The organism is Kocuria sp. GQ42 (genome assembly GCF_059758435.1).
Map to the genome: position 1 here is coordinate 91,034 of NZ_JCAXEN010000001.1, position 14,200 is coordinate 105,233.

Genomic DNA, 14,200 nt, shown 5'->3' on the forward strand with positions numbered 1-14,200 from the left:
GTGCGGCTCAGCCGCGCGCGTCGAGGCGGAGGACGCGCAGGGTGTCCGGGGCCAGCCAGGGGGCGTGCACGCCCACGCTCTGCAGCGCCCGGCCGGACAGGACCACGCCCCGCTCGGCCGGCCACCACGGCGGGCGGCGGAACCCGTGCGGGTCGGCGCCGGGGGTGACGTCGCGCACCCGGTAGTGGCGCTCGGGGTCCAGGCCGCGCAGGCGGAACCGGCCCACGGGCTCGACGTCGGGCAGGGCGGCGCCGACGACGGCGAACAGCGCTTCCGAGCGGTCGGCGCTGACGACCCCGTGGATCCGCAGCGCGGGGTCGAAGGCGTCCAGGCGGACCATCCGGCCCGAGTGGATCAGCCGGCGGTGGTCCTTGTGGAAGGCGACCCACTCGGCGAGCTCGGCCGATTCCTGCTCGGTGGCCTGGGTGAGGTCCCACTCGATGCCGAGGTGGCCCCACACGGCGGTGCCGGCGCGGAAGTGCAGGGTGTGCATGCGCCCGGTGGTGTGCGAGGCGCCGGAGGCGATGTGGGCGCCCATGAGTTCGGCCGGGATGAGCTGCTGGGTCCACCGGTGCATCTGCTGGCGCTCGAAGGCGTCGATGTCGTCGGAGGTCCACACCCTGTCGGTGTGCTCCAGGACCCCGAGGTCGACCCGGGCGCCGCCGGAGGAGCAGGACTCGATCTCCAGGTCCGGGAACCGCTCCTTGAGCTCGGCCATCAGCCGGTAGGTCGCCAGGGTCTGGGCGTGCACCCCGGGGCGTCCGTCGGGGTGGGTGCCGGCCTCGAGCAGGTCGCGGTTGTGGTCCCACTTGAGGTAGGCGATCGGGTACTCGTCCAGGAGAGCCACCATCTGGTCGCGCACGTGCGCGTAGGCCTCCGGAACACCCAGGTCGAGCACCTGCTGCCGGCGGGACTCGGTGGGCAGGCGCCCGCCGGGGCCCATGATCCACTCGGGGTGGGCGCGGGCCACGTCGGAGTCGGGGTTGACCATCTCGGGCTCGAACCACAGGCCGAACTCCATGCCGAGGGCGTTGACGTGGTCGATCAGCGGGGACAGGCCCTGCGGCCACACCTCGGGGGAGACCACCCAGTCGCCCAGTCCGGCGTTGTCGTCGCGGCGGGCGCCGAACCACCCGTCGTCGAGCACGTAGCGCTCCACGCCGGCGGCGGCCGCCCGGTCGGCCAGGGCGGCCAGCTTCTCGAGGCGGTGGTCGAAGTAGACGGCCTCCCACACGTTCAGCGTCACCGGACGGGGCCGGGCGGGGTGCTGGGGGCGGGCCCGGAGCCAGTCGTGGAAGCGCCCGGCCTGCTCGTCCAGCCCCCGCCCGTACGCGCCGTACAGCCACGGGGTGGTGTAGCTCTCGCCCTGTCCGAGCGAGACCTCGCCCGGCAGCAGCAGCTCGGAGCCGCCCACGACCTGCTGGCCGTCGTAGAGCCGTTCCGCCCACGTGCGGTGGTTGCCGGAGAACCCGGTGTGCAGGCCCCAGACCTCACCGTCGGCGAAGCCGAAGCCCGGTTCGCCCACGGACAGGACGTAGGCGGCGTCGGCGCCGGTGCGGCCCTTGCGCCCCTCCCGGAGGTGCGTGCCCACGGTGAGCTCGCGCCGCTGGGGGGTCCGCTCCTTGCCCCAGTGCCCTGCGAAGTCCAGGATCTCCCGGGCGTGGGTGGGCAAGGGGAGCACGAGGCCCAGCTCCTGGACGCGGTAGTGGCCTGAGGCGGTGTTCGTCAGCGTGGCGCGGGCGCGCAGCAGGCCCGAGGGCGTGAGCTCCAGCTCGATCGTCACGCGCAGGCCTGCGCCGGTGTCCTCCGCCGCCACGAGCAGGCGGGCCGCGCCGGCGCTCACCAGGGCGCCGTCGGCGACGACCTCCTGCGGGTCCACCGGATCCAGCCGGGCCTCCGTGAGGAGCAGCAGCGGGGTCCACGCGGTGCCGTCCCGGTCACCCACCAGTCCTGGCCGGCCGCTCCAGCCGGTGTGCAGACTCCCGAGCACGTCGGGTCGCATCGGCAGGTCCTGCCCGTTGGCCGTGCGGTGGGCCACCGCGGCCTCGACGAGCACGGCGGCCTCCTCGGCGTCGAGGCCGGGCAGTGTGGCGCCCCAGTGCACCACGGAGGGCAGCTGAGCCTCGGAGAGGTCGACCAGGACCGACACGCCCCCGCTCGTGAGGTGGACCCGGCACGGTCCGGTGGGATCGAGGACGGTGGTCGGCTCGAGGGTCGCAGCAGTCATGTCGGCTCCTGGGCGCTGATCGGGGTGGTGGCTCCGGGCACTCGATCGCAGTGGTGGATCGATGTGGTTCACGCCAGACTAGAAGCGACAGAACCGAACATCAATACTGTTGAAGAGAACACAAGAATGTTTGTATTGTGGGGCATGTCGCCGATCCGGGGTCTCGATGGACCCCTGCCGAGCCAGGAGGCCCCATGACCGAGATGCTCCCCGACCGCCGACGGCGGGAGATCCTCGACCGCGTGCGCGCCTCCGGTGCGGTGCGGGTCGCGGACCTGGTCGCCGAGCTGGGCGTGTCCGACATGACGGTGCGCCGGGACCTGGACCGGCTGGCCCGGGACGGGGAGCTGCAGAAGGTCCACGGCGGGGCGAAGCTGCCGGCGGGATCCTCCGCGGCCGAGCCCGGATTCACGCGCAAGTCCGAGCTGCAGCTGCCGGAGAAGGCGGCCATCGCCGCCGCCGCCGAGGCGATGGTGCGGCCGGGCATGTCCGTCTCGCTGAACTCCGGGACCACCACCTTCGCGCTGGCCCGCGCCCTGCGCCGCGTCAGCGACATCACGGTGGTGACGAACTCCCCGCGGATCGCCGACGTGCTCCAGGACGCGCCCGCCACGGGACAGACGGTGATCCTGCTGGGCGGGGTGCGCACCCCCTCGGACGCCCTGGTGGGACCGCTGGCCACCGCGGCCCTGCGCACCCTGCACGTGGACCTCGCCTTCCTGGGCGTGCACGGGCTGTCCGAGCGCGACGGGTTGACCACTCCGAACATGATGGAGGCCGAGATCAACCGCCTCTTCCTGGAGCGCTGCGACCGCAGCGTGGTGCTGGCCGACTCCACGAAGTGGGGCCTGTCCGGGCTCCACCGCATCGCCGGTCTCGACGAGGTAGACACCGTCGTGACCGACGACGGTCTGGACGCCGCCGACCGCCAGACCTTGAGCCTGCACGTCCCCGACCTGCGACTGGAGCCCGTCCGATGACCTCTCCCGCCCCCGCCGAGCGCGCCGCCGCGCCGCTGATCGCGCACCGGACCCACCACCTCGCCGACGGACGGGAGGCCGTGTTCTTCTCCGACCGCGGCACCCCGCCCGTGGAGCACGTGGTGGACCGCCGGCCCCTGGACGCCCGCTCCGGCGGCGGTGAGGTGCGCTTCGACCGGCTGACGGGGGAGTGGGTGGCGGTGGCCGCCCACCGGCAGGCGCGCACCTACCTGCCCCCGGCCGACCAGTGCCCGCTGTGCCCGAGCGTGGGTGGGCGCGAGTCGGAGATCCCGGCGGAGGACTTCGACGTCGTCGTCTTCGAGAACCGCTTCCCTTCGCTGGGCCCGGAGCTGGCCGAGCTGCCGGACCCGCAGCGGGTGGGGGAGCGGTCCCTGTGGGGCGTCCCGTCCCCGGCCGTGGGGCGGTGCGAGGTGGTCGTGTTCACCCCGGAGCACCAGGGCTCCTTCGCGTCCCTGTCCTCCGAGCGGGCGCGCACCGTGGTGGAGGTCTGGGCCCAGCGCACCGAGGCGCTCTCGGCCATGGCCGGCGTCCGGCACGTGTTCCCGTTCGAGAACCGGGGCGAGCAGATCGGGGTGACCCTGCACCACCCGCACGGGCAGATCTACGCCTACCCCTATCCGGCTCCGCACGCGGCGCGGCTCGCGGCCCGCTCCCGGGCGCACCTCGAGGCCACGGGGCGGACGCTGATGGGCGAGGTCCTGGCCGACGAGACCGCCGCCGGGGACCGGATGGTGCTGGCGGGCGAGCACTTCTCGGCCTATGTGCCCTACGCCGCGCGGTGGCCGCTGGAGGTCCACCTGGTCCCGCACCACCGCGTCCCGGACCTGGCCGCGCTGACCGGGGCCGAGCGGGACGAGCTGGCGGTGGTGTACCAGGACCTGGTCCAGCGCGTGGACCGGCTCTACGACACGCCGACCCCCTACATCGCCGCCTGGCACCAGACCCCCGTGGACGCGGCGGACCGGGAGGCCGGCCGGCTGCACCTGCAGCTGACCAGCCCCCGGCGGGCCGAGGACAAGCTGAAGTTCCTGGCCGGCTCCGAGGCCGCCATGGGGGCGTTCATCAACGACGTCACCGCGGAGCAGACCGCCGCACGCCTGAGGGAGGCCGCACGATGACCGGACAGCACACCCCCCAGCAGGCCGCTCGGCAGGCGGGTCAGGACGACGCCGCCCGGGCGGAGGAGCTCTCCCGCAGGTTCGCCGAGGTCTACGGGCGCGCCCCGGACGGGGTGTGGCGTGCCCCGGGGCGGGTGAATCTCATCGGGGAGCACACCGACTACAACGACGGCTTCGTGCTGCCCTTCGCCATCGACCGCTCGGCGATGGTCGCCGTCCGGCTGCGCCGGGACGCCGAGCAGGGGCGGCGGACCGGGCAGGGCGAGGACGCGACCGGGCACGACGTCGTCGACCTGGCCTCCACGTACGCCCCCGACGGCGGGGGGCTGTCCCGGGCCCGGTTCCGGATCCTCGGGCTCGCCCCCGGGGCGGTCGGCGGCTGGGGGGCCTATCCGGCCGGCGTGGTGCACGTGCTCGCCGGCCTGGACGGGGTGGAGGTGCCCGGGTTCGAGCTGCTGCTGGACTCGACCGTCCCCGTGGGTGCGGGCCTGTCCTCCTCGCACGCCGTGGAGGTCGCCACGATCGTGGCCCTGAACGACCTGCTCGGGCTGGAGCTGGACCGGCCGGCGATGGCGCGGCTGACGCAGCGGGCGGAGAACGAGTTCGTCGGCGCCCCGACCGGGATCATGGACCAGTCGGCCTCCCTGCGCGGCCGGGCCGGCGCGGCGCTGTTCCTGGACTGCCGCACCCAGGAGGCCGAGCTCGTGCCGCTGCCGGTGGCCCGGCACGGGCTCGCCGTCCTGGTGGTCGACACGAAGGTCGCCCACTCCCACGCCGACGGCGGCTACGCCGCCCGGCGCGCCTCCTGCGAGCGCGGCGCCGCCGCCCTCGGAACGGCCTCCCTGCGCGACGTCCCGGACGGGACCGACCTGAGCGGACTGGACGAGGAGACTGCCCGCCGGGTCCGGCACGTGCTCAGCGAGAACCGCAGGGTCCTGGAGACGGTCCGGCGGCTGCGGGCCGGGGACGTCCGGGGCATCGGGGAGCTGCTGGTCGCCTCCCACGCCTCGATGCGGGACGACTACGAGATCTCCTGCCCCGAGCTCGACCTCGCCGTCGACACCGCCCTGGCCGCCGGGGCCGCCGGGGCGCGGATGACCGGCGGAGGCTTCGGCGGCTCCGCGATCGCCCTCGTGCCCGCGGCGCGGGCGGAGCAGGTCGGGAACGCGGTCGCCGAGGCCTTCGCGGACCGGGGTCACCGGGCGCCGGACGTCTTCGTCGTCGTGCCGGGGGAGGGCGCCGGCCGGGTGCGGTGAGACGCGGATCCTCCGCGGGACGACGTCGGTGGCACCGCGCCACTGCTCCTCGGCCCCGGGCCCACTGGGCCCGGGGCCGGCGTCATCGCAGTGCGCACTCTTGACGTGCAGTGTGATCTGGATCATTCTTGTGTTCAAGATATAAACACAGTTGCCAGCATATGGCAACGGTCCGGCCGGCCGAGCTCCTCGCGAACCCGTCCACCCGCCGGTGTACCTCTCTCCAGCTCCGCTCACGTCCCGTGCCCCCTCCGTCCCGGGTGCACTCAGCGAAGGACCTCCCATGCACAACGCTTCTCCACCGGCCGCGGCCGCGACCCACGGCAAGACCCCGAAGAAGGCGGCCCTGGCCAGCTGGATCGGCTCCGCCCTGGAGTACTACGACTTCGCCGTCTACGGGACGGCCGCCGCCCTGGTGCTCAACCACCTGTTCTTCCCGGCCGACACGTCCCCCGGGGTGGCGATCCTGCTGTCGATGGGCACCGTGGGCGTCGCCTATGTCGTCCGCCCCCTGGGGGCCCTCATCATGGGCCCCCTCGGAGACCGGTTCGGGCGCAAGTTCGTGCTGATGCTGACCCTGTTCATGATGGGTGCCGGCACGTTCGCCGTCGGCTGCCTGCCGACCTACGACCAGGCCGGTCTGCTGGCCCCGGCTCTGCTCGTGACCTGCCGCGTCATCCAGGGGCTGTCGGCCTCCGGCGAGCAGGCCAGCGCGATCTCGGTCTCCCTGGAGCACTCCGAGGAGCACCGGCGGGCCTTCACCACGAGCTGGACGCTGCAGGGCACCCAGTTCGGCACCCTCCTCGCCACCGCCGTCTTCATCCCCTTCACGCTCGTGCTCACCGAGGAGCAGCTGTTCAGCTGGGGCTGGCGGGTCCCGTTCTGGCTCTCCGCCGTCGTGGTGGTCGTGGCCTATCTGATCCGCCGCCACCTGGAGGAGCCGCCCGCCTTCGAGCAGGCCCGGGCCGTGCTGCCCGGCGAGAAGCCGGCCACCCCGCTCGCCCTGATGGTCAAGCACCACAAGACCGCGGTGCTGCGCGTGGCCGCGGCCGCGATGATCAACACCGTCAACGTGGTCTTCCTGGTGTGGTCGCTGTCCTTCGCCACCTCCGTGGTGGGCCTGGACCGCTCGACCATGCTGTGGGTCTCCGTCATCGCCAACGCCGTGGCCCTGCTCGTGATCCCCGTGGCGGCCACGGTCGCCGACCGGGTCGGGCGCAAGCCGGTGTTCATCACCGGGGCGGCCGGCGCGGCCGCGGTGATGTATCCCTACCTGGCCGCCGTCCACGCCGGGAACTGGACGCTGATCTTCCTCCTCGGCGCCGTCATGTCCGGCTTCTTCTACTCCATGTCCAACGGCATCTGGCCCTCCTTCTACGCGGAGATGTTCCCCACCCGGGTGCGCGTGACGGGGCTGGCCCTGGGCACCCAGATCGGCTTCGCGATCTCCGGCGGCTTCGCCCCCGTCCTGGCCAGCTCCCTGGCCGGGGCCGAGGGGGACAACTGGCTGGGCGTGGCGGGGTTCGTCACCGGCGCCTGCCTGATCGCCGTGGCCGCCGCCCTGACGGCCAAGGAGACCAAGGACAGGACCCTGGGCCAGATCGACGACCTGCACACCACCCGCACCGAGGCGGCCGAGCTGGAGAGGCTGCAGGGGGCCGGCGCCACCTCCGGCCGCTGAACGCCCCGGAAGCGCTGACGAAGGCGGACGCCCCGGCCGGTCACCCCGGCCGGGGCGTCCGCCCGTCCCGGGCCGGCCCCCGGTCACGAACATGACACGGGTCACGCCCGCGGAGGCCCCGTGCCAGAATGACCGCATGAGCAACCCCATGAACATCTCCGGGCACAATCCCGACAAGGAGGCCCGGGCGCACCGGCCGCCGGTCACGGAGCTGACCCCGGAGCAGTGCTGGGAGCACCTCTACAGCGCACGCTTCGGCCGGATCGCCACCATGGACGGCGACGAGATCGAGATCACCCCCATCAACCTCGTGGCCGACGACGGGAAGATCTACTTCCGCACCGCCAAGGGCACCAAGCTGCTGCACCTGGTGCTCAACGAGCACGTCGCCGTGCAGGTCGACCAGGCGCAGGGCGGGGAGGCCTGGTCCGTGATCGTGCGCGGCACGGCCCGCCAGCTGACCGACCCGGAGGAGACCGACCGGGTGGACGAGCTGCCGCTGCGGCCGTGGGTCGGGACCACCAAGCTCGAGTACGTGGAGGTGGCCCCCACGAAGGTCACCGGCCGCGTGTTCCACCTGGGCCACTGACCCGGCGCCCGGACCGCGCGGCGCCGGGCGCCCCGCCGCGCTTGTAGCCTGGACCCGTGGCACAGCACCGGATCGTTCTGCACTACGTCTTCACCCCGCTCCCCGACCCCACGGCCGTGATGCTCTGGCAGCGCGCCCTGTGCGAGGGGCTGGGCCTGCGCGGGCGGATCATCGTCTCCCCGCACGGGATCAACGCCACCGTGGGCGGTGAGGTCGGGGCGCTCAAGCAGTACGCCCGGACCACCCGCTCCCACCCCGGTCTCCGGGACACGGTGTTCAAGTGGTCGGACGGCTCGGCCGAGGACTTCCCGCGGCTGTCGGTCAAGGTCCGGGACGAGCTCGTGTCCTTCGGCGCGCCCGGCGAGCTCGAGGTCGACGAGCACGGCGTGGTCGGCGGCGGCATCCGCCTGGCGCCCGACGCCGTGGACGAGCTCGTGGCCCGCCGCGGCGAGGACGTCGTGTTCTTCGACGGGCGCAACGCCCACGAGGCCCGGATCGGGCGCTTCCGCGGGGCCGTGGTCCCGGACGTGGCGCACACCCGCGACTTCGTGGCCGAGCTGGACTCCGGGAAGTACGACCACCTCAAGACCCGGCCCGTGGTCACCTACTGCACCGGCGGGATCCGCTGCGAGGTGCTCTCCGCGCTGATGCGCAACCGCGGCTTCCAGGAGGTCTACCAGCTCGACGGCGGCATCGCCGAGTACGGCCGCGAGCGCGGGGACCGGGGGCTGTGGGAGGGGTCCCTGTACGTCTTCGACCGGCGCATGCACGTGCGGTTCACCCCGGCCGCGGTCACGATCGGGCGCTGCGACCGGTGCGCCGGCCCCGCGAACCGCTTCGTCAACTGCGCGGACGGCTCCTGCCGCGCCCTCGTGCTCGCGTGCCCGGCCTGCCTCGAGGAGCGGCCGCGGCTCACCTGCCCGGCCGGGTGCGGCACCGCCACGGCACCGGGGGCCGGCGACGGCGCCCCGGTCGCCGTCGCGTCCGCCCCCGCACCCGTGCCCGGCGACGCGGCCCCGGCCGCCTCCCGCACCGCCACGGCACCCGTGCCCGTGCCGACGGGCGCCGCATGAGCCCCGCCGCCCCCGGCCCCTCCGCGGCGCCGGCCTTCTCCCGCGTCCCGGGGACCCCCGCCTCCGACGACCCGCGGGCGCCGGCCGAGCTGCACGACGCCCTCCGCCGGACGGGCTTCACCCACGACCGCGTGGCGGAGCTGCTGGGGGAGGCCGCCATGGACGCGCTCGCACGGGACCAGGCGGTGCCCGCCCTGCGGGTCCTCGACCCGGCCCTCCGCACGCCCGGGCACCCGGACCGGGGCCTCGCCGGGGTCGTCTCGCTCTTCCTGCTCGGCCGCACCGTCCCCGCGGAGACGCTCGCGCCCGCCCCGGTGCGCCCGGAGCAGCTCGTGGGCCTGGGCCTCGCCGAGGAGACGGAGGGCGGGCTGCGCTCCACCGTGGACCTGCGCCCCCACGCCTCCGACGACGGGACGGAGCTGTACGTGGCGAGCGACCTGGGCGAGTCCCAGCGCCCCGGCGTGCTGCGCCGCGACCACGTGCTGGGGATCGGCCAGGCCTCCCTGACGCTGGCCCAGACGACCGACCGCCGCCGGGTGGACCGGGCGCTGGACCTGGGGACCGGGTGCGGCATCCAGACGTTCCACCTGCTCGCGCACGCGGGGCACGTGACCGCCACCGACGTCTCGGACCGGGCCCTGGGCTTCACCCGGTTCAACCTGCTGCTCAACGCGCAGGCGCTCGGGATCGACCCCGACCGGCTCGAGGACCGCGTGAGCCTGCGGGCGGGCTCCCTCCTGGAGCCCGTGCGCGGTGAGCGGTTCGACCTCGTGGTGTCCAACCCGCCGTTCGTCATCACCCCGCGCCCCGCCGGGGAGACCCCTCTCGACCGCTACACCTACCGGGACGGCGGTCTGCCGGGGGACCGGATCGTGGCCGACCTGGTGCGGGAGCTGCCCGGGGTCATGGCCCCCGGGGCCACCGCCCACCTGCTCGGCAACTGGGAGGTCCTCGCCCCGCCGCCCGGGGACGCGCGGCCGGCCGCCGAGCGCTGGGCGCAGCGGCCCGAGCAGTGGGTGCCCGAGGGAGTCGACGCGTGGTTCCTCCAGCGGGAGCTGGCCGGCCCGGAGGAGTACGCCGAGACGTGGCTGCGGGACGCGGCGGAGTCCCGAGACCTCGAGCACTACGAACGCGCCTACCGCGCCTATCTCGACGACTTCGCCGCCCGCGGCGTCGAGGCCGTGGGCTTCGGGATGATCCGCCTCCGCCGCCCGTCCCGGACCCGGCCCGGGGGTGCGCTCCGCCGCTTCGAGCACGTCCCCCACCCGGTCCAGCAGCCGCTCGCCCCCGCGCTCGCCGCCACGTGGGAACGGGCCGACTGGCTCGCGGCGCACTCCCAGGACTGGCTGGACGCCCACCTCGTGGCCGCCGAGGACGTCACCGAGGAGCGCCACCAGCGCCCCGGCGCGGAGCACCCCGGCGTCATCCTGCTCCGGCAGGGGGCCGGGCTGCGCCGGACCGTGGTGCTCTCGAGCGAGGCCGCGGGCTTCGCCGGGGCCTGCGACGGCGAGCTGAGCGCCCGGCAGATCCTCGGGGCGCTCGCCGCCCTGCTGGACTGGGCGGGCGAGGAGCGGCAGCGGCTGACCGAGGAGGTCCGGCACCTCGTGCTCGACGGCTTCCTCGTGCCGCACGAGCCGGTGCCGCCCGCCGCCTGAGCACCGTTGTGGGCGGATGAACCGTTGTGGGCGGATGAGCAGGCGGCGCCGCGACGGTGGGGGTGGGAGGATGGGAGCATGAGCATCGGAGACAACCTGAACCCCATCAAGACCCTCGACAAGGACACCGTCTGGCAGCTCCTCGAGCAGCACCCCTTCGGCCGGCTGGCCGTCGAGGCCGCCGGTCTCGTGGACATCTTCCCGGTGAACTACGTGGTCCACCAGCGCAAGCTGTACTTCCGCACGGCCCAGGGCTCCAAGCTCTCGAGCCTCATCGTCAACGACCAGGTGGCGTTCGAGATCGACGAGGTCTCGGAGGAGCACGTCGTGCGCTCCGTGGTGGTCCACGGCCGGGCCCGCCGGCTCGAGACGCGCGCCGAGATCGACGCCGCGGAGGAGCTGCCGCTCAAGCCGTGGGCGCCCACGCTGAAGTACAACTTCGTGGTCATCGACGTGGAGCACGCCACGGGCCGCGAGTTCACGATCGGCGACGAGCCCGAGCGCTACCCCTCCTGAGACCGGCCCGGGCCGCCCGGGGACGCCCGGGCCGGGCGGCCCGCCCGGGGACGCCGATGTCCTCCGGGTCCCCGCCGCGCGGGGGTTGACGGCGGTGACGCGTTATGGTGGAGCGCAACGGCGGGCCGACGCCCGCCCGTTCGACCCGACGTCCAGCAGCGCCGCGGCCCGCGGCACCGCGGACCGCAGCAAGGAGTACCGTGCCAACGAAGGCCACCCAGAGCCCGGGAACGGGCAAGAGCCTGCTCATCGTGGAGTCCCCCTCCAAGGTCAAGACCATCGCCGGGTACCTCGGCGACGCCTACGAGGTCGAGTCCTCGATGGGGCACATCCGCGACCTCCCGCAGCCCTCGGAGCTGCCGGCGGAGCTCAAGAAGGGTCCCTACGGCAAGTTCGCGGTGGACGTGGAGCACGGCTTCGAGCCGTACTACGTGGTGAACCCGGACAAGAAGAAGAAGGTCACCGAGCTCCGGCGCAAGCTCAAGGACGCGGACGCCCTCTACCTCGCCACCGACGGCGACCGCGAGGGGGAGGCCATCGCGTGGCACCTCCTGGAGGTGCTCAAGCCCAAGATCCCCGTCTACCGGCTGACCTTCTCCGAGATCACTCGCGAGGCCATCGAGCGGGCCTTCGGGGAGCTGCGCGAGCTCGACCAGGACCTGGTCGACGCGCAGGAGACCCGGCGCATCCTCGACCGGCTCTACGGCTACGAGATCTCCCCGGTGCTGTGGCGCAAGATCGCCTCGGGCCTGTCCGCCGGGCGCGTGCAGTCCGTGGCCACCCGTCTGGTCGTGGAGCGGGAGCGCAAGCGCATGGCGTTCGTGCCCGCCGACTACTGGGACCTCAGCGGGACGTTCGCACGCACCGACGGCGAGGACGCCGGCACCGCCTTCAGCGCCCGGCTCTCCTCCGTGGACGGCAAGCGGGTGGCGGGCGGCCGCGACTTCGGCGACGACGGCGTGCTCAAGGGCGCCGCGGACAAGCTCGCGCACCTGGACGAGCAGGCCGCCCGCGAACTGGCCGCCGGTCTCGAGGACGCGGCGTTCACGGTCCGGTCGCTGGAGACCAAGCCCTACACCCGCCGCCCGGCCGCCCCGTTCACCACCTCCACGCTGCAGCAGGAGGCGGCGCGCAAGCTGCGCTTCACCTCCCGCACCACCATGCAGGTGGCGCAGAAGCTGTACGAGAACGGCTACATCACCTACATGCGCACCGACTCCGTGGCGCTGTCCGACCAGGCGGTCACGGCCGCCCGGCGCCAGGCCACGGAGCTCTACGGCGCCGACTTCGTGCCCGGCTCCCCGCGGCTCTACAGCTCCAAGTCGAAGAACGCGCAGGAGGCGCACGAGGCCGTGCGCCCGGCCGGGGACTCCTTCCGGACCCCGAACCAGGTCCGCGGCGAGCTCTCCGCGGACGCGTTCCGGCTCTACGAGCTGATCTGGAAGCGCACCGTGGCCTCCCAGATGGCCGACGCCAAGGGGTCGACGGCGACCGTGCGGCTCGGGGCGACGTCCTCCGCCGGGCGGGACGCCGAGTTCTCCGCGTCCGGCACCGTCATCACGTTCCGCGGCTTCCTGGCCGCCTACGAGGAGGGCCGGGACGAGGACCCCGCCACGGACAAGGACGGCGCCAAGGACGGCAAGGACGGCGACAAGCGGCTCCCGCGGATGGCCGAGGGCGACCGCCTGGACGCGACCGACGTCGAGGCGGACGGGCACCGCACCTCGCCGCCGCCGCGCTACACCGAGGCGTCCCTCGTCAAGGTCCTCGACGAGCTCGGCATCGGCCGGCCCTCGACCTACGCGGCCACCATCTCCACGATCATGGACCGCGGCTACGTCCGCGTGCGGGGCTCCGCGCTCATCCCCTCGTGGATCGCGTTCTCCGTGGTGCGCCTGCTCGAGGAGCACTTCTCCGACTACGTGGACTACGACTTCACCGCGGCGATGGAGGAGGGCCTCGACCGGATCGCCCGCGGCGAGGAGGACAGCACCGACTGGCTGCAGGACTTCTACTTCGGCTCCCAGGGCCACGAGAACGGGCTCAAGCCCATCGTCGACGACCTCGGCGAGATCGACGCCCGCGCGGTGAACTCCATCCCCGTGACCGAGGACATCACCCTGCGGGTCGGCAAGTTCGGCCCCTACCTGGAGGTGGCCGGCGCCGTCGACCCGGAGACCGGGGAGATCACCGACCCGATCCGGGCCAACGTGCCGGAGGACCTCGCCCCCGACGAGCTCACCCCCGACAAGGCGCGCGAGCTCATCGAGACGGGCAAGGCCGACGGCCGGGAGCTCGGCCGCGACCCCGTGACCGGGCGCGCCATCGTGGCCAAGGACGGCCGCTACGGGCCCTACGTCACCGAGGTGATCCCCGAGCCCACCGCCGAGGAGCTCGCGGCCCAGCCCGTCGAGTACTACAAGAACGGCAAGCCCAAGCCCCCGAAGAAGCCGGTCAAGGAGAAGCCCCGCACGGGCTCCCTGCTCTCCACGATGACCCTGCAGGACGTCACCCTCGAGGACGCGCTCAAGATCCTCTCCCTGCCGCGCACGCTGGGTACGGACGCCGAGGGCAACGAGATCACGGTGCAGAACGGCCGCTTCGGCCCCTACCTGAAGAAGGGCGGCGACTCGCGCTCCCTGCAGTCCGAGGAGCAGCTGTTCACGGTCACCCTCGACGAGGCCCTGGCGATCTACGCCCAGCCCAAGCAGCGCGGCCGCGGCGCCGCCAAGCCTCCGCTCGCGGACCTCGGCACCGACCAGATCACGGAACGGCCCATGGTCATCAAGGACGGGCGCTTCGGCCCCTACATCACCGACGGCGAGACCAACGTGACGGTCCCGCGCGGCGAGACCGTGGAGCAGATCACGCCGGCGCGCGCCAGCCAGCTGCTCGCCGAGAAGCGCGCCCAGGGCCCCGCCCCCAAGAAGACGGCCCGGTCCACGGCCAAGGGAACGACCGCCAAGGGGACGACCGCCAGGAGCGGCACGGCGAAGAAGAGCACGGCCAAGAAGCCCGCGGCGGCCAAGCCCGCCCGCGCCGGGTCCAAGGGCTGATCCGCTCCGCACGCGCGGGACGGACACG

At 73.7% G+C, this 14,200-nt stretch carries 10 protein-coding genes; 9 read left to right on the forward strand and 1 reads right to left on the reverse strand.

What is annotated here, in order from left to right; translation table 11 throughout:
* Positions 1-7 precede the first annotated feature (7 nt).
* Entirely contained in the window at positions 8-2,227 is a 2,220-nt protein-coding gene (locus AC6CH6_RS00420) for an alpha-galactosidase (protein ID WP_498253680.1), read from the reverse strand.
* Between the two features lie 194 nt (positions 2,228-2,421).
* Here AC6CH6_RS00420 and AC6CH6_RS00425 point away from each other — a divergent pair, with 194 nt between their 5' ends.
* The 9 genes from AC6CH6_RS00425 to topA all read left to right on the forward strand — a co-directional run bounded on the left by AC6CH6_RS00425 (position 2,422) and on the right by topA (position 14,172).
* Positions 2,422-3,207, forward strand: a complete 786-nt coding sequence (locus tag AC6CH6_RS00425) for a DeoR/GlpR family DNA-binding transcription regulator (RefSeq protein WP_498253681.1) — start codon at positions 2,422-2,424, stop codon at positions 3,205-3,207.
* Entirely contained in the window at positions 3,204-4,346 is a 1,143-nt protein-coding gene (galT, locus tag AC6CH6_RS00430) for a galactose-1-phosphate uridylyltransferase (protein WP_498253682.1), read from the forward strand. Before AC6CH6_RS00425 ends, galT begins: the two co-directional genes overlap by 4 nt.
* Complete coding sequence (gene galK / locus AC6CH6_RS00435) at positions 4,343-5,602, forward strand: galactokinase (protein WP_498253683.1); 1,260 nt, start codon at positions 4,343-4,345, stop codon at positions 5,600-5,602. Before galT ends, galK begins: the two co-directional genes overlap by 4 nt.
* Positions 5,603-5,885: 283 nt before the next feature.
* Positions 5,886-7,283 carry an MFS transporter gene (locus AC6CH6_RS00440; protein WP_498253684.1) on the forward strand — a complete coding sequence of 466 codons (1,398 nt, stop codon included), beginning with the start codon at positions 5,886-5,888 and terminating at the stop codon, positions 7,281-7,283.
* Between the two features lie 136 nt (positions 7,284-7,419).
* Complete coding sequence (locus tag AC6CH6_RS00445) at positions 7,420-7,872, forward strand: pyridoxamine 5'-phosphate oxidase family protein (protein WP_232035265.1); 453 nt, start codon at positions 7,420-7,422, stop codon at positions 7,870-7,872.
* A 56-nt stretch (positions 7,873-7,928) separates the two neighbouring features.
* Positions 7,929-8,945 (forward strand): oxygen-dependent tRNA uridine(34) hydroxylase TrhO, encoded by a 1,017-nt coding sequence (trhO, locus tag AC6CH6_RS00450; protein ID WP_498253685.1) that lies wholly within the window; start codon positions 7,929-7,931, stop codon positions 8,943-8,945.
* Complete coding sequence (locus tag AC6CH6_RS00455) at positions 8,942-10,600, forward strand: DUF7059 domain-containing protein (protein WP_498253686.1); 1,659 nt, start codon at positions 8,942-8,944, stop codon at positions 10,598-10,600. The genes trhO and AC6CH6_RS00455 overlap by 4 nt, the downstream gene beginning before the upstream one ends.
* Before the next feature lie 78 nt (positions 10,601-10,678).
* A complete protein-coding gene (locus AC6CH6_RS00460; RefSeq protein ID WP_133409250.1) occupies positions 10,679-11,116 on the forward strand; it encodes a pyridoxamine 5'-phosphate oxidase family protein in 438 nt (145 codons plus the stop codon).
* Positions 11,117-11,316: 200 nt separating this feature from the next.
* Entirely contained in the window at positions 11,317-14,172 is a 2,856-nt protein-coding gene (topA, locus tag AC6CH6_RS00465; RefSeq protein WP_498253687.1) for a type I DNA topoisomerase, read from the forward strand.
* Positions 14,173-14,200 lie beyond the last annotated feature (28 nt).

Excerpts from the sequence above, each read along its gene's own strand:
- AC6CH6_RS00460 (WP_133409250.1), top strand. The coding sequence starts at position 10,679 with ATGAGCATCGGAGACAACCTGAACCCCATCAAGACCCTCGACAAGGAC.
- AC6CH6_RS00455 (WP_498253686.1), top strand. The coding sequence starts at position 8,942 with ATGAGCCCCGCCGCCCCCGGCCCCTCCGCGGCGCCGGCCTTCTCCCGC.
- galT (WP_498253682.1), top strand. The coding sequence starts at position 3,204 with ATGACCTCTCCCGCCCCCGCCGAGCGCGCCGCCGCGCCGCTGATCGCG.
- AC6CH6_RS00420 (WP_498253680.1), bottom strand. The coding sequence starts at position 2,227 with ATGACTGCTGCGACCCTCGAGCCGACCACCGTCCTCGATCCCACCGGA.
- AC6CH6_RS00425 (WP_498253681.1), top strand. The coding sequence starts at position 2,422 with ATGACCGAGATGCTCCCCGACCGCCGACGGCGGGAGATCCTCGACCGC.
- AC6CH6_RS00440 (WP_498253684.1), top strand. The coding sequence starts at position 5,886 with ATGCACAACGCTTCTCCACCGGCCGCGGCCGCGACCCACGGCAAGACC.
- galK (WP_498253683.1), top strand. The coding sequence starts at position 4,343 with ATGACCGGACAGCACACCCCCCAGCAGGCCGCTCGGCAGGCGGGTCAG.
- AC6CH6_RS00445 (WP_232035265.1), top strand. The coding sequence starts at position 7,420 with ATGAGCAACCCCATGAACATCTCCGGGCACAATCCCGACAAGGAGGCC.